The organism is Bacteroides sp. D22 (assembly GCF_000163675.1).
Classification (GTDB): Bacteria; Bacteroidota; Bacteroidia; order Bacteroidales; family Bacteroidaceae; genus Bacteroides; species Bacteroides xylanisolvens.
The window spans coordinates 96,833-119,641 of record NZ_GG774797.1; the positions used below are offsets into that span (position 1 = coordinate 96,833).

General features: G+C 43.3%; 20 protein-coding genes. 11 read left to right on the forward strand and 9 right to left on the reverse strand.

Annotated features, from left to right (window positions below):
• Nucleotides 1–7: 7 nt before the first annotated feature.
• The 9 genes from HMPREF0106_RS20985 (at nucleotide 8) to folE (ending at nucleotide 8,377) form a co-directional block, all read left to right on the forward strand.
• The gene (locus HMPREF0106_RS20985; RefSeq protein WP_008776715.1) at nucleotides 8–667 is read left to right on the forward strand and encodes a 2-C-methyl-D-erythritol 4-phosphate cytidylyltransferase; all 660 of its coding nucleotides are present in this window, start codon (nucleotides 8–10) and stop codon (nucleotides 665–667) included.
• Nucleotides 668–2,764, forward strand: coding sequence for an ATP-dependent DNA helicase RecG (gene recG, locus HMPREF0106_RS20980; protein ID WP_009038993.1), 2,097 nt, complete (start codon nucleotides 668–670; stop codon nucleotides 2,762–2,764).
• A gap of 223 nt (nucleotides 2,765–2,987) precedes the next feature.
• Nucleotides 2,988–3,452, forward strand: coding sequence for a nucleoside-diphosphate kinase (gene ndk, locus HMPREF0106_RS20975; RefSeq protein ID WP_004307843.1), 465 nt, complete (start codon nucleotides 2,988–2,990; stop codon nucleotides 3,450–3,452).
• A gap of 19 nt (nucleotides 3,453–3,471) precedes the next feature.
• On the forward strand, nucleotides 3,472–4,341 hold the full coding sequence (locus HMPREF0106_RS20970; protein WP_004307844.1) for a peptidoglycan DD-metalloendopeptidase family protein: 870 nt from the start codon (nucleotides 3,472–3,474) through the stop codon (nucleotides 4,339–4,341).
• A gap of 122 nt (nucleotides 4,342–4,463) precedes the next feature.
• Nucleotides 4,464–5,006, forward strand: a complete 543-nt coding sequence (locus HMPREF0106_RS20965) for a DUF1599 domain-containing protein (protein ID WP_004307845.1) — start codon at nucleotides 4,464–4,466, stop codon at nucleotides 5,004–5,006.
• A complete protein-coding gene (locus HMPREF0106_RS20960) occupies nucleotides 4,996–6,354 on the forward strand; it encodes a BT_3928 family protein (RefSeq protein WP_004307846.1) in 1,359 nt (452 codons plus the stop codon). Before HMPREF0106_RS20965 ends, HMPREF0106_RS20960 begins: the two co-directional genes overlap by 11 nt.
• A 106-nt stretch (nucleotides 6,355–6,460) precedes the next feature.
• Entirely contained in the window at nucleotides 6,461–7,219 is a 759-nt protein-coding gene (tpiA, locus tag HMPREF0106_RS20955) for a triose-phosphate isomerase (RefSeq protein WP_004307847.1), read from the forward strand.
• Between the two features lie 110 nt (nucleotides 7,220–7,329).
• Nucleotides 7,330–7,779 (forward strand): SPOR domain-containing protein, encoded by a 450-nt coding sequence (locus HMPREF0106_RS20950; protein ID WP_004307848.1) that lies wholly within the window; start codon nucleotides 7,330–7,332, stop codon nucleotides 7,777–7,779.
• 7 nt (nucleotides 7,780–7,786) lie between these two features.
• The gene (gene folE / locus HMPREF0106_RS20945) at nucleotides 7,787–8,377 is read left to right on the forward strand and encodes a GTP cyclohydrolase I FolE (protein WP_004324710.1); all 591 of its coding nucleotides are present in this window, start codon (nucleotides 7,787–7,789) and stop codon (nucleotides 8,375–8,377) included.
• A 110-nt stretch (nucleotides 8,378–8,487) separates the two neighbouring features.
• On the opposite strand, the gene dnaG is transcribed toward folE, so the two are convergent.
• The 9 genes from dnaG to recJ form a co-directional block, all read right to left on the reverse strand.
• Entirely contained in the window at nucleotides 8,488–10,566 is a 2,079-nt protein-coding gene (dnaG, locus tag HMPREF0106_RS20940; RefSeq protein ID WP_032851002.1) for a DNA primase, read from the reverse strand.
• Nucleotides 10,567–10,746: 180 nt separating this feature from the next.
• Nucleotides 10,747–11,520, reverse strand: coding sequence for a prephenate dehydrogenase (locus HMPREF0106_RS20935; protein WP_004307851.1), 774 nt, complete (start codon nucleotides 11,518–11,520; stop codon nucleotides 10,747–10,749).
• Between the two features lie 130 nt (nucleotides 11,521–11,650).
• Nucleotides 11,651–12,712, reverse strand: coding sequence for a bifunctional 3-deoxy-7-phosphoheptulonate synthase/chorismate mutase type II (locus tag HMPREF0106_RS20930; RefSeq protein WP_004307852.1), 1,062 nt, complete (start codon nucleotides 12,710–12,712; stop codon nucleotides 11,651–11,653).
• Nucleotides 12,713–12,820: 108 nt separating this feature from the next.
• Entirely contained in the window at nucleotides 12,821–13,999 is a 1,179-nt protein-coding gene (locus tag HMPREF0106_RS20925; RefSeq protein ID WP_004307853.1) for a pyridoxal phosphate-dependent aminotransferase, read from the reverse strand.
• Nucleotides 13,974–14,822 (reverse strand): prephenate dehydratase, encoded by an 849-nt coding sequence (locus HMPREF0106_RS20920; RefSeq protein ID WP_004315471.1) that lies wholly within the window; start codon nucleotides 14,820–14,822, stop codon nucleotides 13,974–13,976. Before HMPREF0106_RS20920 ends, HMPREF0106_RS20925 begins: the two co-directional genes overlap by 26 nt.
• Before the next feature lie 476 nt (nucleotides 14,823–15,298).
• Nucleotides 15,299–15,745: a transposase gene (locus HMPREF0106_RS20915; protein ID WP_004307855.1), complete on the reverse strand. Its 447-nt coding sequence runs from the start codon at nucleotides 15,743–15,745 to the stop codon at nucleotides 15,299–15,301.
• 164 nt (nucleotides 15,746–15,909) lie between these two features.
• Complete coding sequence (locus tag HMPREF0106_RS20910) at nucleotides 15,910–16,872, reverse strand: tetratricopeptide repeat protein (RefSeq protein ID WP_004311062.1); 963 nt, start codon at nucleotides 16,870–16,872, stop codon at nucleotides 15,910–15,912.
• 39 nt (nucleotides 16,873–16,911) lie between these two features.
• The gene (locus HMPREF0106_RS20905) at nucleotides 16,912–18,816 is read right to left on the reverse strand and encodes an ATP-dependent DNA helicase RecQ (protein WP_009038995.1); all 1,905 of its coding nucleotides are present in this window, start codon (nucleotides 18,814–18,816) and stop codon (nucleotides 16,912–16,914) included.
• Entirely contained in the window at nucleotides 18,809–20,527 is a 1,719-nt protein-coding gene (gene recJ, locus HMPREF0106_RS20900; protein WP_009038996.1) for a single-stranded-DNA-specific exonuclease RecJ, read from the reverse strand. The genes HMPREF0106_RS20905 and recJ overlap by 8 nt, the downstream gene beginning before the upstream one ends.
• Nucleotides 20,528–20,840: 313 nt before the next feature.
• Between recJ and HMPREF0106_RS20895 the strand changes: the two genes are divergently transcribed.
• Both HMPREF0106_RS20895 and HMPREF0106_RS20890 read left to right on the forward strand, forming a co-directional pair.
• Complete coding sequence (locus HMPREF0106_RS20895) at nucleotides 20,841–21,371, forward strand: RNA polymerase sigma-70 factor (protein ID WP_008016003.1); 531 nt, start codon at nucleotides 20,841–20,843, stop codon at nucleotides 21,369–21,371.
• A 179-nt stretch (nucleotides 21,372–21,550) separates the two neighbouring features.
• Nucleotides 21,551–22,486, forward strand: coding sequence for a FecR family protein (locus HMPREF0106_RS20890; protein WP_004314615.1), 936 nt, complete (start codon nucleotides 21,551–21,553; stop codon nucleotides 22,484–22,486).
• Nucleotides 22,487–22,809: the final 323 nt, after the last annotated feature.

Sequence of the window (22,809 nt, forward strand, 5' to 3'; positions counted from 1 at the left end):
ACCGTCCATGAAGAAATATGTAATCATTGTCGCCGGTGGAAAGGGCTTGCGAATGGGAAGTGACCTCCCGAAACAATTCCTTCCCATGGGTGATAAACCTGTGTTGATGCATACCCTGAAAGTATTCAGGAGATATGACGAAACACTTCAAATCATAGTAGTGCTTCCACGGGAACAGCAGGACTTTTGGAAGCAACTTTGCCAAAAACACAGCTTTGCGGTGGAACATACCCTTGCCGATGGAGGCGAAACACGTTTTCACTCTGTAAAGAACGGTCTGGCACTGGTGCAGGAGCCGGGACTGGTAGGGGTGCATGATGGAGTACGTCCGTTTGTGTCGGTAGAAGTGATTCGCCGTTGTTATGACTTGGCAAAAGTGCAGAAAGCAGTGATTCCTGTGGTGGATGTGGTAGAGACACTTCGCCATCTGACAGATGCCGGAAGTGAAACGGTCAGCCGGAATGATTACAAGCTGGTGCAAACACCGCAGGTTTTCGATGTAGAGTTGTTGAAACAAGCCTATGCACAAGAATTTACTCCCTTCTTTACAGATGACGCTTCCGTTGTTGAAGCAATGGGAATACCTGTATATCTGGCGGAAGGTAACCGTGAAAATATAAAAATAACGACTCCTTTCGATTTAAAAGTAGGGAGTGCTCTTTTATAAATGTTCGATTTAGCCACACGCGACATAAAATTTATCTCCGGTGTAGGCCCTCAAAAAGCCGCTGTATTAAATAAGGAGTTGGAAATCTACTCCTTGCACGATTTAATTTATTATTTCCCTTATAAATATATTGACCGGAGCCGCATCTATTACATTCACGAAATAGATGGCAATATGCCGTATATCCAGTTGAAAGGAGAAATTCTCGGTTTCGAAACCATTGGCGAAGGACGTCAACGTCGTTTGACGGCGCACTTTTCGGATGGTACGGGAGTCGTGGATTTGGTGTGGTTTCAAGGCATTAAGTATATCTTAGGTAAGTATAAACTGCACGAGGAATATATCATCTTCGGCAAACCGACTGTTTTCAACGGACGTATCAATGTGGCACATCCCGATGTAGACAAGCCGGAAGATTTGAAACTTTCTTCGGTGGGACTGCAACCTTATTATAATACGACGGAGAAGATGAAGCGCAGTTTCCTCAACTCTCACGCGATTGAGAAGATGATGGCAACGGTGATTCAGCAAATACAGGAGCCTCTGCCTGAAACACTTTCTTCCAAATTGCTGGCGGAACATCATCTGATGCCTTTGACGGAAGCTCTCCGGAATATCCACTTCCCGACCAATCCCGATGTGCTTCGCAGGGCGCAATATCGCCTTAAGTTCGAAGAGCTGTTTTATGTTCAACTGAATATCCTCCGCTACGCCAAAGACAGACAAAAAAGATATCGTGGATATATCTTTGAGAAAGTGGGAGATGTGTTCAATACATTTTATACAAAGAATCTTCCTTTTCAACTGACAGGTGCACAGAAGCGGGTATTGAAGGAAATACGGAACGATGTCGGCAGTGGCAGGCAGATGAACCGCCTCTTGCAGGGAGATGTAGGAAGCGGGAAAACACTGGTTGCCTTGATGAGTATGCTGTTGGCGTTGGATAACGGTTATCAGGCTTGCATGATGGCACCCACCGAAATCTTGGCGAACCAGCATTATGAAACGATCAAAGAACTGCTCTTTGGCATGGATATCCGTGTCGAACTGCTGACAGGCTCTATTAAAGGCAAAAGGCGGGAAGCGATTCTGACCGGATTGCTGACCGGAGATGTGAAGATATTAATAGGAACGCATGCCGTTATTGAAGATACTGTCAATTTCTCTTCTTTAGGTTTCGTTGTTATCGACGAACAGCATCGCTTTGGCGTGGCACAACGCGCCCGCCTTTGGAGTAAGAATGTTCAACCTCCACATGTGCTCGTGATGACTGCTACCCCGATCCCACGCACTTTGGCAATGACATTGTATGGTGATTTGGACGTGTCTGTTATCGACGAGCTTCCACCCGGAAGAAAACCGATTACTACCATCCACCAATTTGATAACCGCCGGGAAAGTATGTACCGTTCGGTGCGCAAACAAATTGAAGAAGGACGCCAGGTCTATATTGTTTATCCGCTGATTAAAGAAAGCGAAAAGATTGATTTGAAGAATCTTGAAGAAGGATATCAACATATTCTGGAAGAGTTCCCCAAATGTACGGTTTGTAAAGTGCATGGCAAAATGAAACCAGCCGAGAAGGATGAGCAAATGCAGCTTTTTGTTTCGGGCAAAGCGCAGATCATGGTGGCTACTACCGTTATTGAAGTCGGAGTGAACGTTCCGAATGCTTCGGTGATGATTATTGAAAATGCAGAACGTTTCGGGCTTTCGCAGTTGCATCAGTTGCGTGGTCGGGTAGGACGTGGAGCGGAGCAGTCTTATTGTATTCTGGTGACGAATTATAAGTTGACGGAGGACACCCGGAAACGATTGGAAATCATGGTACGCACTAATGATGGTTTCGAAATAGCCGAGGCCGATTTGAAATTGCGTGGCCCCGGTGATCTTGAAGGTACGCAGCAAAGCGGCATCGCTTTCGATTTGAAGATTGCGGATATTGTACGCGACGGGCAACTGTTGCAATACGTTCGTGCCATAGCTGAAAGTATTGTGGAACAAGACCCTGCGGCACAGAATCCCGAGAATGAAATCTTGTGGCGGCAACTTAAAGCCTTGCGGAAAACGAATGTTAACTGGGCTGCCATAAGTTGAAAAACGGTTAAACATGCAGTTTATTTGCGTAAATGTGTTGCAAAACATATTTTGTCCCTATCCTCCCTATTTATAGGAGTTTAACGGAACAATTATTCCCTCTTTTTGCACTAAGCATCTGAAAAATAGTTAATAACTCCCTTGCCAATTCACAGGAAAATACTACCTTTGGGGGAATTTTTTTAGTAAATGTATTGTTTAACCATTTGCAAAGTCGAGTATTATGCTTGAAAAAACGCTGGTCATTTTAAAACCATGTACCCTTCAACGGGGATTGGTTGGTGAGATTACTCATCTCTTTGAACGTAAAGGATTACGGTTGGCCGGCATGAAGATGATGCAACTGACTGATGAATTGTTAAGCGAACATTATGCCCACCTTAGCGGCAAACCTTTCTTTCAGCGTGTGAAAGATTCGATGATGACAACTCCTGTCATTGTTTGTTGTTTCGAAGGTGTGGATGCTATTCAAACAGTCCGTACGTTGGCGGGACCAACTAATGGACGTTTAGCTGCCCCAGGCACCATTCGCGGGGATTATAGTATGAGCTTTCAAGAGAATATCGTTCATACATCCGATTCTCCGGAGACTGCAGCTATTGAATTAACGAGATTTTTTAAACCGGAAGAAATATTCGATTACAAGCAGGCTACATTTGATTACCTGTATGCAAACGACGAATATTAATTGAATTGACAAAGAAGGAATGAATTTTAGCATTATTAAAACAGGATTGGTCGCTGTTGCGGCTATGGTCAGTCTGAGCTCTTTCTCGCAAGACCTGATTGCCCGCCAAGCACCGATAGACAAGAAATTAAAATCAGTAGACTCTTTGGCCTTGCAGAAGCAAATCCGTGCCGAACAGTCCGAATATCCCGCCCTAAGTCTTTATCCAAACTGGAACAACCAGTATGTGCATGCTTACGGAAATGCTATTATCCCTGATACGTATACAATCGACCTGACAGGTTTCCATATGCCAACTCCAAGTACAAAAATTACTTCGCCTTTCGGTCCTCGTTGGAGAAGAATGCATAATGGGTTGGACTTGAAAGTGAATATAGGTGATACTATCGTAGCTGCTTTTGACGGTAAAGTACGTATCGTAAAATATGAGCGTAGAGGATATGGAAAATATGTCGTTATCCGTCATGATAATGGATTGGAAACAGTGTATGGTCATTTATCAAAACAATTGGTTGAAGAAAACCAATTAGTGAAAGCCGGAGAAGTAATCGGTTTGGGTGGTAACACCGGACGTTCTACTGGTTCGCATCTTCATTTCGAAACCCGCTTCCTGGGGATTGCAATTAATCCGATTTATATGTTCGACTTCCCGAAACAAGATATCGTTGCCGATACTTATACGTTCCGCAAAGCAAAAGGCGTGAAGCGTGCTGGTTCTCATGATACTCAAGTGGCTGACGGTACCATCCGTTATCACAAGGTGAAGAGTGGCGATACATTGTCCCGCATTGCTAAATTGCGTGGCGTATCAGTCAGTACACTTTGCAAACTGAACCGTATCAAACCGACTACTACTTTGCGTATCGGACAGGTTTTGCGTTGTTCGTAAAAAATATAGCTTATAAAACAGTAATACAATATCTTTAGAAGAGGGCACTTTAATATAATTTAGAGTGCCCTCTTTCTGTTTTTACTTAATTATTGTTACCTTTGCGCACTATTTGGAAGAAGATGAAAGATACCAAGCAACAATTTGAACATGTCATCGCTTTGTGCCGTGACTTATTTTCCAAGAAGCTGCACGATTACGGGCCTGCATGGCGTATCCTGCGTCCGGCTTCGGTGACTGACCAGATTTTTATTAAAGCCAATCGGATTCGTAGTATTGAAACCAAAGGAGTAACCCTGATTGACGAGGGAATCCGTGCCGAGTTTATTGCGATTGTCAATTATGGCATCATCGGACTTATCCAGTTGGAACTGGGGTATGCCGAGTCTGCCGACATCAGCAATGAAGAAGCGATGGCTTTGTACGATAAGTATGCAAAAGAGGCATTAGAACTGATGCTTGCCAAGAATCATGATTATGATGAAGCCTGGCGGAGCATGCGTGTCAGCTCTTACACAGACTTGATTCTGATGAAAATCTACCGTACCAAGCAGATTGAGAGCCTGGCCGGCAATACATTGGTGTCAGAAGGTATTGATGCCAATTATATGGATATGATTAATTACTCTGTTTTCGGACTGATTAAGATAGAATTTGAAGGATAAGAACTTACATATCATTCAGGAGGTAGTGGCGAATATGTGTCGTTTTCTTTTGGCGGCATCGTTCATCTTTTCCGGATTTGTAAAGGCAGTTGATCCGCTGGGTTTCCAGTATAAGATACAGGATTATCTGACTGCATTCGGAATGGCTTCCTGGTTCCCTTCATTCTTCCCTTTATTGGGAGGTATCGTTTTATCTGCCGTTGAGTTTTTTATAGGTATCTCTTTGTTCTTTGCAACAAGAAGAACATTGGCTACCTCATTGGCTTTGATGCTGATGATTTTCATGACGCCACTGACCTTGTATCTTGCCATCTTTGATCCGGTTTCGGACTGCGGTTGTTTTGGTGATGCCTGGGTATTGACGAATTGGGAAACATTTGGAAAGAATATCATTCTGCTGTTTGCGGCAATAATGGCTTTCCGTCACAGGAGGATGCTGATTCGTTTTATCAGTGTGAAGATGGAGTGGCTGGTTTCTCTTTATACGCTGTTTTTTGTGTTTACTTTATCGTTCTATTGCCTGGACCGTTTGCCTGTTTTAGACTTTCGTCCTTACAAGATCGGAAAGAATATCCTAGAAGGAATGACAATGCCCGAAGGAGCCAAACCAAGCGTATATGAAAGCATCTTTATCCTGGAGAAGAACGGAGAGCAGAAAAAATTTACGTTGGATAACTATCCGGATAGTACCTGGACATTTGTCGATACGCGTACCATCCTTAAGGAAAAAGGATATGAACCGGCTATTCACGATTTCTCTATGATAGATCTGAATACGGGGGAAGATATAACAGACGATGTATTGACGGATATAGGATATACTTTCCTGTTGGTTGCCCATCGGATTGAAGAGGCGGATGATAGTAACATTGATTTGATTAATGAAATATATGACTATTCGGTGGAGCATGGCTACAAATTTTATTGCCTCACTTCTTCACCGGAGGAACAGATAGAACTGTGGAAGGACAAGACAGGAGCCGAATATCCTTTCTGCCAAATGGATGATATAACATTGAAGACGATGGTTCGCTCCAACCCGGGGTTGATGTTGATTAAGAACGGAACCATTCTGAATAAATGGAGCGATGAGGATATACCGGATGAATACGTACTGACGGACAAGCTGGAGAATCTGCCGCTAGGAAAGCAGAAAGTGAGCAGTGACGCTCATACGGTAGGATATGTTTTTCTGTGGTTTGTTATTCCGTTGTTGTTAGTGCTTGGGGTGGATGTGTTGGTCGTTCGCCGCCGGGAACGGAAAACTGCGAAGCGGAAGCAACAAGAAGAAGAGATAAAAAGCAAAGAACCGGAAACAAAGAATCAAGGAATAGAAGAACAAGAATAAGAAAAAATGATAACGAGCGACCCTCTGTAACGAACACTAACCTGAATCGTTCAATCGTCAATCGTCCAATCGTAAATTTATTAACCCTTTAAAATAAAAAAACAAAATGAGAAAGAACATTGTTGCAGGAAACTGGAAAATGAACAAAACCCTTCAAGAGGGTATCGCTTTGGCTAAAGAACTGAACGAAGCATTGGCTAACGAAAAGCCTAACTGTGATGTAATCATCTGTACTCCGTTCATCCACCTGGCTTCTGTTACTCCGTTGGTAGACGCTGCTAAGATTGGTGTAGGTGCTGAAAACTGTGCAGACAAAGCATCAGGTGCTTATACAGGTGAAGTTTCTGCTGAAATGGTTGCTTCTACTGGTGCAAAATATGTAATTCTGGGACACTCTGAACGTCGTGCATACTACGGTGAAACAGTTGCTATCCTTGAAGAAAAAGTAAAATTGGCTTTGGCTAACGGTCTGACTCCGATTTTCTGTATCGGTGAAGTGTTGGAAGAACGCGAAGCTAACAAGCAAAACGAAGTAGTAGCTGCACAAATGGAATCTGTATTCTCTCTGTCGGCTGAAGACTTCTCTAAGATTGTATTGGCTTACGAACCGGTTTGGGCTATTGGTACAGGTAAAACTGCTTCTCCTGAACAAGCACAGGAAATCCATGCCTTCATCCGTTCTATCGTAGCTGACAAGTATGGCAAAGAAATCGCAGACAATACTTCTATCCTTTACGGTGGTAGCTGCAAACCTTCTAACGCTAAAGAACTGTTCGCTAACCCGGACGTTGATGGTGGTTTGATTGGTGGTGCTGCTCTGAAAGTATCTGATTTCAAAGGTATCATTGATGCTTTTAACGCATAATTAAAACTTCTTTCAGGCACGGATTTCACGGATTACACGGTATCGTTTAGTCCAAGAGATTTCAAAAACTGTGTAACCCGCGTAATCCGTGCCTAAATATTATTTATAGAATGAGAAAACTAGCTTTACTTACTTTGTTGTTGGTATTGGCAGTTGTCGGTGTACAGGCACAGGGCATTGTCAAAAGTCTGGAACGTAACGTTCCGGGACAAGGAAAGGTGACTATTCATCAAGATCCCCGTATTGAGGCTCTGATAGGGATGGAACGTCCTGCAACAGGTGAACAGAAAGTAATAAAGACTTCCGGATTCAGAATACAGGCGTATGCCGGTAATAATACTCGTCAGGCTAAGAATGATGCTTATCATGTAGCATCACGCGTTAAAGAGTATTTCCCTGAATTGACAGTATATACTTCGTTCAATCCACCTCGTTGGCTTTGTCGTGTAGGTGATTTCCGGAGCATTGAAGAGGCGGACGCAATGATGCGTCGGTTGAAGTCTACCGGTGTGTTCAAAGAGGTTTCTATTGTAAGAGACCAGATCAATATTCCTTTATAATTGTATCATGTTAGAAAAAGAAGAAATTGTTTCTCCGAATCTGGAGGAGTTGAAGAGTCATTATCGTAGTATTATAACTTTGTTGGGTGAAGATGCCGAACGGGAAGGGTTGCTGAAAACTCCGGAACGGGTGGCTAAAGCAATGTTAAGCTTGACGAAAGGGTATCACATGGATCCTCATGAAGTGCTTCGCTCTGCTAAATTTCAGGAAGAATACAGTCAGATGGTGATTGTGAAAGATATCGATTTCTTCTCCCTTTGCGAACATCACATGTTGCCGTTCTACGGGAAGGCACACGTGGCTTATATTCCTAACGGCTATATCACAGGGTTGAGCAAGATAGCCCGTGTAGTCGATATATTCTCTCATCGCCTGCAAGTGCAGGAACGCATGACACTGCAAATCAAAGAGTGTATTCAGGAAACACTGAATCCATTGGGTGTAATGGTGGTAGTGGAAGCCAAACACATGTGTATGCAGATGCGTGGTGTAGAAAAACAAAACTCTATTACTACTACTTCGGATTTTACCGGGGCTTTCAATCAGGCAAAGACTCGTGAAGAGTTTATGAATCTGATTCAACACGGGACTTTGTAGAGAAAACCTGGTAAGAAACGCTATTGGGTTTCGGTATCGGGGAAGACAGGCTTCGGTACCGATGAAGAGGGGGGGCACCGATGAAGACATCTCTCGGCACCGATGGGGAATCATCGCAGAACAACCCTGTCACCCAGTCGTTTTGCCATGATGCTTTGTACGGTCTTCAACTCATTAAAGCGTTTCATAAGCGAATCACATTTTTCATTATCATGGGCGAGAGCAGGATCTTGCAGGGCATAAAGCATGTGCTTCAATTCCTCCGTTACGATTGCATATTTGAAGTTAATCATTAACATCGGAACCATTTCATAGAGACGCTCTTCATCCGTTACGATCTTTTGGGATTTGGAGTGGTATTTACTAAGCTGATATCGCACATTAATCAAATCCACACTCAATTTACTGATTACCGGATCAGGATGTGCCAGGAAATAACGTTCAGCAATGAAATTGGAATCATGCATGTGTGCAGCAGCTTCCGATAACATTTGGCGGTGCAACGGATTATGAAAAGCTAACTCATCTTCTTTCAAATCATTAATCACATATTCTATAACGGTTACCGGAATCTCGTTTCCTTCTTCATCAGTCAGGTTACACATGATTTTTTCTCCATAACGAACTACTGCCTGTAATATCAGCCGTTCGAATTTGTAGAATTCTTGTCCTTCCTTTCCTTCCTGGGGGATAAAAGATGCATAGTTGTCTTCCTGCAGAGCGGGAGGAACCTCTGTATATCCGTTATCTATTTCAGGAGGCAACGGAATATCTCCGTTGGGCATCGGAGCATTTTCAGACGGTGTCCCTTGAGACATTGTAGCTGTTCTTTCAGCCATCCGGCGTTCCCGTTCCGTCTGTTCAGCTCGTTTCTCTGCTTGAGTTTCCCGTCTTTTGGCAACTTCCGATACCAACAGCTTATCTTCTACATGAAGTAGCTGTGCACATTCTTTGATATAGACATCTCTGACAATTGCTTCCGGGATAACAGAAATACTTTGCACCAGGTTACCAATCAGTTCCGCACGTTTGATGGGATCTTTTCCTGCATCCTCCAGCAGTAAGTTTGTTTTGAAGCGGATAAAGTCCGTTTCATGTTCAGAGATGAAAGCCTGGAATTCCGTTGAGTTATGTTTGCGGGCAAAAGAGTCCGGGTCGTCCCCATCGGGAAGAAGACAGACTTTGATATTCATACCTTCCTCCAATAACATGTCAATTCCCCGGATAGAGGCCTTGATACCCGCTGCGTCACCGTCGTAAAGCACAGTCATATTGTTGGTGAACCGGTGAATCATACGGATTTGTCCCGGTGTAAGGGCGGTTCCCGAAGAAGCAACCACATTCTCTATACCGGATTGATGCATGGAGATTACATCCGTGTAACCTTCAACCAAAAAACAACGGTCTTGTTTTACAATAGCCTGTTTGGCAAAATATATACCGTATAACTCGTTACTTTTATGATAGATTTCCGATTCGGGCGAATTGACATATTTAACTTTAACCCCTTTCGTTGCACTGGCAAGTACACGTCCGCCAAAAGCTACCACTTTACCGGAAAGCGTATGGACAGGGAAAATCACACGTCCCCAAAAACGATCCCGCAATCGGTGGTCATCCGTTTCGTAGCAAAGTCCGGTCTTTACCAGATACTCCTTCTTATATCCTTTTTGGATTGCCTCTTTGGCGAATGCATCGTGGCTTTCAGTACAGTAGCCTAATTGGAATTTCTCAATAATGTCGTCGCGAAAGCCACGGTTGCGGAAATAAGCCATACCGATGCTACGCCCGTCTATATGATTTTTTAGTATGTTTTGGAAATAATCGCGCGCAAAGTTATTGACGATAAACAGACTTTCACGTTCGCTTTGCACAAACTTCTCTTCATCGCTTAATTCCCGCTCCTTGATTTCAATATTGTATTTCTTGGCAAGATACTTCAGCGCTTCCGGATAAGACATCTGCTCGTGCTCCATAATGAAATGCACTGCGTTTCCACCTTTTCCACAAGCAAAACATTTGCATAATCCTTTGGCGGGAGAGACATAAAAAGAAGGAGTTTTATCACTGTGGAACGGACACAAACCGACGTAATTGACACCACGTTTGCGCAGGGTGACAAAATCCGAAACGACATCCATAATTTGTGCCGCGTCCAATATCCGGTCTATGGTAACTTGATCTATCATTCTTTCTCCTGTGAATCCGTTTTTGCGGATACAAAGGTACACATAAAAAAATCCCCTGCAAACAAAAAAGTATGCAGAGGATCGTTAAATCTTGCCTATATAAGGGATGGTTCTGTAACCGGAGAGGCACACGGAAGATTATTATTTCCCTTGATCCCTCTCTATATAATAGATAATGGATTATTTAATCTTCTCCCGAATCTTAGTCAGATACTTTTTCATTCCTTCCGCATCTTTGTTCTCGATAATTTCGAGAAGATTCTTCAACTCCGTGCGGATATTGGCTACCTGTCCCGGAGTGCGTGGGTTGAACAGGATTTCCTGAAGCAGATAGTCGTCTTCGCTTAATAGGCCTTTGGCAATTGCCATGTGCTTCTTGAACGTAGTTCCCGGAGCTTCCTGATGTTTCATTACGGCAGCAAATACAAAAGTCGATACGAACGGAATAGAAAGCGAGTAAGCTACTGTTTCGTCGTGTTCGTCGAACGTATATTCGAAGATGTTCAAACGCAATGTCTGATAGAGATCTTTGAAGAATATTTTTCCCAGATGGTCTCCTTCACTGATGATGATGGCATTCTCGCTGCTTAGATTACTAAGACTAGCAAAAGTAGGGCCAAACATCGGGTGGCTGGAGACATAACGGAAACCGCTTTCTTCATAAAACTTCTTCAGTCCTGTTTTTACAGAGGCAATGTCACTAATGATACAGTCTTTCGGTAACACAGGCAATACTTTATGAAAGGCATCCAGCGTGTACTTCACTGTAACGGCGTTAATAACCAGTTCCGGTTCAAAGTCCTTAATCTCCTCCAATGTGGTGAAACGATACGTGTTATAGACAAAACGCAACTGGTGCGGGTTGACGTCGAACACGGCCGTCTCATGTTGAAAGCTTAATATATCAGTAAAGAAAGAGCCCATTTTGCCGGCTCCAAGGATTAATATTCTCATAATGTTTATTTAAAAATCCTTTCCCTAACCCTCTCCCAAGGAGAACAGACTGAAAGTTACTCTTATCAATATGAACAGGAGGTTACTTTCTTTCCTCTCTTTGGAAGAGGGTTAGTGGAGAGACTGCTTTTTATTTATTAATAATTTCCATCTGTTGACGAACCGATTCTTCGTGGATGGCTTCGAAAATTTTCTTCATAAACTCGCTGTCCATACCACACTGTTCGCCCTGCGCGCCACGTTTTTCCAAGATTTCATTGTAACGTCCGGCTTGAAGAACGGTGATTCCATGCTCTTTTTTGTAAGTACCGATTTCGCGGGCTACGCGCATTCTTTTTGATAGTTCCTGAATGATATTGTCGTCACATTCGTCAATTTGTTTACGGAGTTGTGCCAGACTTTCGGTAGATTGCGTTTCAGTACGGATCACCAGCAGATTGAGGATATAGTCGAGTACGTCCGGAGTAACTTGTTGGGAAGCATCGCTCCAAGCGCAGTCAGGGTTACAGTGGCTTTCTACGATCAGACCGTCGAAGTTCAAGTCCATCGCCTGTTGGCAAAGCGGAGCTACTAATTCACGTTTTCCACCGATATGGCTCGGATCACAGAAAATCGGAAGATTAGGGATACGGCGGCGCAGTTCGATAGGAATATGCCATTGGGGAAGATTACGGTAGATTTTCTTGTCATAGCTGCTGAAACCACGATGGATAGCACCCAGACGTTTCAAACCAGCGTTGTTGATACGTTCCAGTGCTCCGATCCATAATTCGAGATCCGGGTTCACCGGGTTCTTAACCAATACAGGGATATCAACACCTTTCAGCGCATCAGCGATTTCCTGTACGGCGAAAGGATTGGCAGTGGTACGTGCGCCTACCCAAAGAATATCGATTCCCGCTTTCAGACATTCGTAAACATGTTTGGCTGTTGCTACTTCCGTAGAAACATACATTCCTGTTTCTTTCTTTACCTCTTTCAACCAGGCAAGACCTTCTACGCCGATACCTTCGAAACCTCCCGGTTTGGTACGTGGTTTCCAGATGCCGGCACGGTATATTTTCTGTCCTTTTGCTGCCAGTTGTTTGGCTGTATCCATTACTTGTTCTTCAGTTTCTGCGCTACAAGGGCCAGCAATGACAATCGGTCTTTTAGCTTCAATGCCCGGTAATAAAATTGATTCGAGTTCCATATTCTTATTTGTTTTTATTCTTTTAATAACTTGTTTTTGTTGAAATTATTCTGTCTCATTATGCTGCTGTTTTCTTCTCTTTTTCTTTGAAGAGAGAACAACAGAAACCTATATTCTTTTTATTCTTTCCAGTGCTTCCGCCAGTTTATTGTCTTTGCAACAAAGAGAGATACGAATATATCTTGCTCCGTTACTGCCGAAAATAAATCCCGGAGTGATAAACACTCTTGCTTCATGCAATACCTTTTCCGTCAGTTCCTCTACATCCTTGCAGGAAGCGGGAATCTTTCCCCAAAGGAACATTCCTACTTGTTTTTCGTCGTAGGTGCATCCCAATGTTTTCATAATTTCACCGGCGAGGTGACGACGGTTGCGATAGTTTTCGTTATTGCCTTCATACCAGTCTGCTTCTGCTTCAAGAGCAGTTGCTGCAGCCAGTTGCATGGCACGGAACATACCGCTGTCGATATTACTTTTCACTTTCAATATCCATTGTACGAATTCTGCGTTCGATGCCAACATACCGATACGCCAGCCGGGCATATTGTGACTCTTGCTCATAGAGTTGAACTCGATGCAACAGTCTTTGGCTCCCGGCACACTTAGAATACTGATAGGCTTATCGTTCAGGATAAAGCTGTACGGATTGTCGTTCACAATCACGATATTCTTTCGGCGGGCAAAATCAACAAGACGCTCATAGATTTCCGGAGTAGCATTGGCTCCTGTCGGCATATTCGGGTAGTTGGTCCACATCAGTTTTACACGACTAAGATCCATCTTTTCCAGTGCCTCAAAGTCGGGCATCCAACCGTCTTCTTCTTTCAGGTCATAGTTGATAACTTCCGCGCCAAGTATTTTACTTAAAGAAGTATAGGTGGGGTATCCCGGATTTGGGACTAACACCTGCTCACCCGGATTGACAAATGCCAGCGTAACATGGAGGATTCCTTCTTTCGAACCGATCAATGGTTGTATTTCCGTATTCGGATTCAGTTCCACTCCGTACCAGCGTTGATACCAATTGGCGAAACCTTTGCGCAGTTCGGGGATACCTACATACGGTTGATAACCGTGTCCGTTAGGATCATGAGCATTGTTGCACAATGTTTCGATGGTTTCCCTTGAAGGAGGCATATCGGGGCTTCCGATACCGAGGCTGATGACATCTTTTCCTTCAGCATTCATCTGTGCTACCTCTTTAAGTTTCTTTGAGAAGTAGTATTCGCTAACACTTGCCAATCTGTCGGCAGGAGCGATTTTATACGTTTGACTTTCCTTCTGCATATTCGCCTAATAATTTAAGTTCTTTGGTTAATGGAGTGATTGCGGCAATAGATTGCTTGTATCTTAGATAATCGTTGAAAGCCACATCTACGTAAAATTGGTATTCCCATTCCCGTCCGATGATTGGCAACGATTGGATTTTTGTCAGATTGATATTATAGAACGATAGAATAGACAAAACCTGCGACAGACTGCCTTCCGTGTGCGGAAGAGTGAATACCATACTTGCCTTGTTGGTTGCGTTGACATGATGTTGGCGGAGTTCGTCCACTTGCCAGGGATCGGCAACTACCAGAAAACGGGTGAAGTTGTGTTTGTTTGTTTCAATGCCTTCCTGAAGGATTTTCATGCCATAACGTTCGGCTGCTGCTTTGGAGCAGATAGCGGCATGACCTTTCAGGTTTTCATTCTTGATGATTTCCGCGCTACGGGCGGTATCTTCACCTTCCACTACTTTCAACTGTGGATGTTGGTTCAGAAATTCGCGACACTGCATCAGGGCGATAGGGTGGGAGTTGACTTCAGTCAGATCTTCCCAACTCTCATCAGGGAGACAGACGAAGCTGTGCGAGATACGCAGTTTGTATTCACCAATGATCTGTGTGCCGCTTTGTCGCAGCAACTCATTGTTGTGCAGCAAGCTTCCTGCAATCGTATTCTCGATGGCTAGCATTCCGATAACCTGGCTGTCTTTTCGTATCGAAGTAAACACGTCTTCGAAGTTGGCACAACAGATTAACTCTATTTCTTCTCCCTCGAAGTACTTGTGTGCGGCGATATCATGATATGAGCCGAGTGTTCCTTGAATTGCTATCTTTTTCATTGTTCTAATGTATTATATAAAAAAATCCCGCGTCCATATTGGAGCGGGATTCATATGATTGATTTCTCTATTCAGTCCTTAAGCATCACTGTCACTTGATACATACAAACTCCCGCTCTACTTTGTTGCTAAAGTAAAAGTAAAAAAAGAAGTAATATGCATAAGTAAATGATTTCATTCGAATCTTTGTTTTTTGCTTTGGTTTCTAATTCTGGAGCAAAAGTAATAATTTTCTGTTAGATGCAAACAAAAAACGATATTTTTTTTGTTTTTTCATCAAAAACAAATGAAAAGGTTATTCTGTTTTGAGCTTTACATGTCGTCTTTCTCTGGTTTGCGTGTAGCCTTTTCTTTCATTAAGGCTGAAAGCCTTCTATTATATAGCGTAGGGCATCGCCCTACGTAAAAGCATATACCTAACATAAGCCCTGAAAAGGCGGAACTGCTTGGATGTTTACGTCTTTCATAGTATGATTCTATATAAACTCTTCATTATATTCAACCTGATATTCTTTTAGAAACATTTTCAGTTCATCTTGGAAGGTCATTTTTTTGTGATGCTCTTTTTGTCCCAGAATATATCGAGTTACAGTCTCAACTTTTGATTGACTGACTGAGAAAGCTCCATATCCTTCTTGCCAGGAGAAATCATGATATGAGGGTCCTAAACTTTTTATCCATTTTGACGAACTACGTTTTACTTCTTCTACCATTTTGGATAATGCGATGTTTTTGTTGAGAATACATAGGATATGTATATGATTGGTAAATCCGCCTACTATGATAGGTGGGCAGTCTATGTTTTTCAGAATGCCGGAGATGTATTTGGATATTTCTGATAATTTATCCTCGTTTATACTGTCCTTCCTGTATTTAGTGCTGAAAGTCAGATGAATATAGTTCTTTGATAGGGATTGTGGCATATAGTTAGTTCATGTTCCGCCCTTTCAGGGCTTGTATTTGGGTTTTATAAATACGTAGGGCGATGCCCTACGCTATATAATGGAAGGCTTTCAGCCTTATCAAGCTGATATCAATCCGTCTTGATAGTTTCTACGCTATATAATGGAAGGCTTTCGGTCTTATTTTAAAAGATTCCCGGTAGCGCTTCTGACTTTGGTCCTAGATTCTTGAATTCTCCATTCAGACCAGCTTCCTCCTTCGGATTCAGTTCCAAAGATTTCTTCATGTCCTCTACAGAACCATCCTTATCACCATTCAGCAATTTAGCACGTCCGCGTTCTTTGTAGGCCTCTGCAAAGTTCGGATTCAGTTCGATGGCTTCATCAAACAGTCCGATGGCTTCCGTCAGCTTCTTCTGATTGATATAAAGTTGTCCTAAGTAAAGGTAAGCCTGTTCGTTGAACGGGTTTATTTCCGTCACCAGTTTGTAATCCTCTTCCGCTTCTTCGCCCTGACCGTTGGATTCTTTCACTTTTCCACGCAGGAGCATGGCAGTTTCTTCCTCTGGATTTTGAGCAAGTACAGCGTCTATATCCTCCATCATTTCTTTATACTGTTTCAGGTTCAGCAAAGCTTCTGCACGTAGCAGGCGGGCTTCGATGAAATCGTCTTTCAAAGTGATCGCTTTGGTGAGATGGGCAATGGTCATTAGGTCGTCGTTTTGTCCCTTACGGGCTTTTCCTAGCAGATAATGAGCTACGGCATTTCCTTCCTCAATGGCAATTGCTTTATTGGCAGCCTCTTCCATGGCCTGATAATCTTCCTGGATAAAGCATACATTTGCCAGTGTCAGGAAAGTACTCGTGAGATGAGGTTCCATGGCAGCCATTTTTTCCAACAGTTCGCGGGCTTTTGCCGTTTCTCCCATTTGAATGTAGAGTTGGCTAAGATAGCCCATTGTTTCAAACTCTTCCTGGATGGCAAGAGCTTCTGTAAAACATTTTACTGCATAATCCGGACGTCCCATGCGTTGCGCACGTAAACCGTCGTATTTAAAAATCTCGAAATTTTTCTGATCGTTTTTCTGTTTTTCACTTTCCGGAGTTTCCGACTTTCCGGAGAAGAAAGATTTAAAAAAGTTCGGCATGACTGTGTTATTTTTGAGTTACCTTGCAAAGGTAGTAACTTATTTTGAAATATGTATCATTCCATCCTGCATCTTCCACTCACCTTCTTCCAATAAATACTGGATGACTTCACTGACTCTCTCTTTCTCCGCTTCTATTTTCTCGGCTATTTCTGCCGGCGTATGCGGTTTTTGGGCAAGTAATTCTGTTATTTTCTTTTTCAGCTCTTCAAGAGACTTCCCGGTCAGCGTATCTGTTGCACGGTGACTAAGGCAAACATCACATTGTCCGCAGTTATGCTCGTTTTTCTCTCCGAAGTAGCGGAGCAGCATCCGGCTTCGGCACACATTCTCCGAAATGACATATTTTTCCATCGCCTTGATGCGAGCTTCATACCGAGCTTTACGCTCTTCGTAGACAGCAGGGGGGATGTGCACAAAACGAAGTTCCTGCCGTTCGCGCGTATATATAATATAAGGAGTCCTTTTGTGCGGAATATAATCCACGATGCGACGTTTGGTAAGCGTGACCAATATGTTATAAATCTGTTCACGGGTCAGTCCGGTACGTACGGACAGGGTGGCTTCGCTGATATAGGCATAATCGGTGAACACTCCGGTGTACGAACGGAGAATCATCTGTATCAGAGCTTCCGCTTCCGTTCCCATTTCCCGCAGTTTGTACAGTTCGTCCCGGCGAATCGTAAAAAGGATGCGTGAGGCGTTGTCCTGTTCGTCCGTATATTCCAGATAACCGGCTTGAGTCAGTATCTTCAGCGCACTGTCTACCGGAACCGGGAAGTATTTGAACTTCCGGCAAAACTCTTCCAGGTTAAATTCACGTACACATTGGAAACCGTCGCCCATTGCCATCTGATAGTAATATTGCAGATGCTCGTACACATTGAGGATATATTCTTTATCGGGAAAAGTATCCACTACACGCCTGTGTAACGTCGTTCTGTCCGTTTTAGTATATAAGATTACGGCATACGCTTTCTTACCGTCTCTTCCTGCACGTCCGGCTTCCTGAAAATAGGCTTCAGGAGAATCGGGGAGGTCGAGATGCAATACGATACGCACATCGGGCTTATCGATCCCCATTCCAAAGGCATTGGTAGCTACCATCACACGAACTTCTCCGCTTTGCCAACGTTTTTGACGTAGGTCCTTTACGGCATTATCCAGTCCGGCGTGATAAAAGTCGGCGGTGATATCTTCATTTACCAGTAATTCGGTGATTTCTTTGGTCCGTCGTCTGTTGCGGACATAGATAATGGCGCTGCCCGGTACCTTTCGTAAGATATGCAACAGTTCTTGAGTCTTGTTATCTGTTTGCCGCACCATATACGCCAGGTTTTTCCGCTCGAAACTCATGCGGAAAACATTCTCTTCACGGAAATCCAAGCGTGCTTGAATATCTTTCACCACTTCCGGAGTAGCGGTGGCGGTAAGTGCCAGTACCGGAATTCCCGGTAACAGCGCCCGTATCTCGGCAATTTTCAGGTAAGCGGGGCGGAAGTCATATCCCCATTGTGAGATACAGTGACTTTCGTCAACCGTAATCATAGAGACTTTCATCGACCGCAGTTTGGTGCGGAATATTTCCGTGTCCAGACGTTCCGGAGAAATATAAAGGAATTTGTAATCACCGAAGATGCAGTTTTCAAGTGCAGTGAGAATTTCCTGCCGCGTCATGCCGGAATATACGGCAAGAGCTTTGATACCGCGTTTGCGGAGGTTCTGCACCTGGTCCTTCATCAGGGCGATGAGCGGAGTAATGACAATGCAAATCCCTTCCTGGGCGAGAGCAGGCACTTGAAAGGTGATGGACTTACCGCCTCCGGTAGGCATGAGCCCCAGTGTATCTTTGCCTTCGCCGATACTGGTGATGATCTCCTCCTGCAAGTCGCGGAAGGACTCATATCCCCAATATTGTTTTAATATCTCCTGATACTTATTCAATCGGCTTTATATCCTCGATTTGAAGTTGAACTTCGCCACGCTTATGCGTGTTTTCTTCAATGGTGTAACAGATGTCGAACGAACGTTTTGTTTTGATATAGCGCACGTGCGAACTCTGTCCGAACGCGATACCGTTCATTACATTATTCGATTTATTATCAACCAGTTCGAGCTTGATATGTTCCTGGTCGCGTCCCACTACTTTACTCGTTCCATAATCATAGACGTGATGAGTGCAGAAAATGGGTTTCGTGTTGTCGGGGCCGAAAGGATTAAATTTCTTCAGGTCGTTGAAGAACTTGGACGAAATATCCCTGAAGTCGATTTCAGCATCAATTTCGATGACGGCACTGGTTTGTTCCGGCAGGATATGCCGTGAAACGTAGTCTTCGAACCGTTTGGTAAAAGCATCCACATTCTCCACTTTCATTGATAGTCCGGCGGCGTATGTATGTCCTCCGAAGTTCTCCAACAGGTCGCGGCAATGCTCGATTGCTTTATATACGTCGAAGCCGGAAACAGAACGTGCGGAACCTGTCGCCATGTCATCCGTTCGTGTCAATACCACGGCAGGGCGGTAATACACTTCCGTCAGACGGGAAGCTACGATGCCGATCACTCCTTTGTGCCATTCTTCGTTGTAGAGCACAATAGAGCGGCGGTCGGCTAATCCTTCCAGATTGGCAACGATGTTGTTTGCTTCCTCCGTCATACTCTTGTCGAGGTCTTTCCGGGTTTCGTTGTACTGGTTGATTTGTCCGGCTTTCTCAAGTGCCACCGAGAAGTCTTTTTCCGTCAGCAGGTCTACTGCTTCTTTTCCGTTCTGGATACGTCCCGACGCATTGATGCGCGGTCCGATTTTAAACACAATATCGCTGACAGTGATTTCTTTTTCAGAAAGTCCGCATACATCGATAATGGCCTTCATACCGATACTCGGGTTACTGTTCAGTTGTTTCAGACCGTGGTAGGCGAGAATACGGTTTTCACCCATAATCGGAACGATGTCCGATGCGATACTCACGGCTACGATGTCGAGCAACGGAATCAGATGATGGAATTCGATACCGTTACTAATGGCGAACGCCTGCATAAACTTGAAACCGACTCCACAACCGGAAAGGTGGGTGTACGGGTACGTGTTGTCCAAGCGTTTGGCGTTCAATATAGCTACGGCAGGCGGGAGAATATCATCCGGTACGTGATGGTCGCAGATGATAAAGTCAATCCCTTTTTCTTTGGCATACGTGATTTCCTCTACTGCTTTTATTCCGCAATCGAGTACAATAATCAGTCCCACACCGGTTTCAGCGGCGTAGTCCACTCCTTTTTTAGAAATGCCATACCCTTCGTTGTAGCGGTCGGGTATGTAATAATCAAGGTTCGAATAGAACTGTTGAATAAACTTGTAGACCAATGCCACGGCAGTAGTACCGTCTACGTCATAATCTCCATAAATTAGAATACGTTCTTTCTTTCCCATCGCCCTGTTCAGACGTTCTACTGCAATATCCATATCCTTCATCAGGAACGGATCGTGCAGGTCGGGCAACTGCGGGCGGAAAAACTTCTTGGCATCTGCTGCCTTCGTAATTCCCCGCTGTACCAAAAGTTGTCCAAGAATCGGGCTAATCCCTAATTCCTGGGCCAATGTCTGGCTTGTCTCTGCCTGTTCGGGTGTAATGGGTCGATAATTCCATTTGTGATTCATTTTATATATTGTTTTTTCTTTTTCTGTTCTCAAGGGTTGGAAAGGAACTTCTTCCCAACAAGGGGTAAAAGTACGAAAAAAAGCGGAAGTGAAAGGCAGATATTACGAAAATATTTCAGTGAAGTATGGATGAGGACTTTTTTGCAATAGAAATGTAGTGGCATCCGGACTTTTTTTTCTTTATGGTTTTACTTTTCTATACTGCTTTTTGGCAGCTAACTTCTTTTGGTTATCTTTGCTTCACCAACCAATATAAAAACTAGAAGAGAAATCCACAAAAATGGGAAGACTGGATGATACTATAAACACTGGAATGACATTTGATAATATCTATATGGAGTATTATCAACGCTGCTTCTTATTTGCTAAGTCTTATCTTCATGACGAAATGTTATCCAAAGATATAGCTTCCGAAGCCATGATAACTTTATGGACTACGATGAAAACCGAAGATGTGAAAAATATCCATGCTTTCCTGATGACCGTAGTAAAGAACCAGGCATTGAATCATATGCGAAATGAACATCTGCGAATGGAAGCCCGTGAAAGTATATTGGCTGATGAACTCTACGAACTTGATTTCCGCATCGCTTCTTTGGACTCTTCCGACCCGAACCGACTTTTCTCTGAAGAAATAACCGATATTGTGAACCGTACTTTGAACGGATTACCGGAAAAGACAAGAAAAGCATTTATGATGAGCCGGTATGAGAACAAATCGGTGAAGGAGATTGCCGAAGCGCTGAATGTCACAGTGAAAGGAGCCGATTATCATATCAGTAAAGCGCTGCAACAATTGAGAAAGAACCTGAAAGATTATCTTTATACCTTATTATTTTTCTAATAAAGTTATCCACCGGTGAAGCACTCCTTCGGCACCGAGGAACACACCTTCCGGTACCGGGGAACAAATAAACGGTTAATAACGCACTTTTTTTATTTTTTCCACTAGTGAACTTTGCAAGTGGCGTGTCTTATATATGTAAGCCCACAAAGAGTTTATATATAAACCTAAGAAAAGGTATGGACGCGAAACTATTGAATAAATATATTGCAGGTGACGCACTTCCCGAAGAAAAAAAGGAAGTGATACGCTGGATGAAGGAGAGCGAAGAAAATCGGGAACAGTTGATGCAGTTGCACCGTGTTTACAATGCCACTATATGGAATGGAAACTTACAGGCAGAAAAAACAGAGAACAAGAAACCTGTGATGCGTTACCTTTGGGCGTCTATAAAGATAGCGGCGGTCGTTGCCATGGTTGCTTTTATTATCCATAAGGAATATCAGGAATACCGGATAGAACATTCTGCCGAAATGCAAATTATGACCGTCCCGGCAGGACAAAGGGCTAGTCTGGTCTTGGCTGACGGAACAATTGTTTGGCTGAACTCCAACTCTACCTTGAAATATCCGGCAACCGGATTTCATTCCAAAGAGAGGAAAGTGATTCTGGAAGGAGAGGGATATTTCGAAGTGGCACATAACGAGAAGCATCCTTTCATTGTAGAAACGGAGAAATACGATATCAGAGTATTGGGAACCACCTTCAATGTCTCTGCCTACCCAAACTCCGGTTTATTCGAGACATCTTTGATTGAAGGTAAAGTTACCGTGTATCAGCCCGATACACAACATGAAATGACCTTGAAACCTCATGAAAAGGTAGAAGTTAAAGATGGCAAACTCTATAAGGAGACTTTCTCATCGGACAATGATTTCTTGTGGAGAATGGGTATCTATTCTTTCAAGGATGAACCGCTGGAAACTGTCTTCAGGAAATTGGAGCAATATTATGAAGTGAAGATTATTAATAAGAACGAGGAAATCGCTTCCCGCCCGTGTACCGGTAAGTTCCGTCAGAAAGAAGGAATCGAGCACGTGATGAAGGTATTGCAGAAGTACGTCAAATTCAACTATATACAGGACGATGAGAAAAATCAGATAATTATCTATTAAATCAACCCTAGTATTTAATCTAAAAAAGAAACACCCGGAATGAGAGCAAGAGAACCAGCCCTTTCAAAACAGAAATATCGGTAAATGCTGCAACACTTACCGATATGTGAGAAGTCAATAAAAAAGACTCGACATCTGTTACAAATCTTTATGTATTAACTTAATAACTCTAGGCAAAGATATGAAAAATAATCTTTGGTGTGGGCGTATTGTCCATAGAAAAACACACTGTACTCAAATTTTAAGAATTATGAGGTTAACTGTCTTTTTCCTGTTATTCATTATTCTTGAGACATATGCCCTGAACGGCTATTCGCAAAATC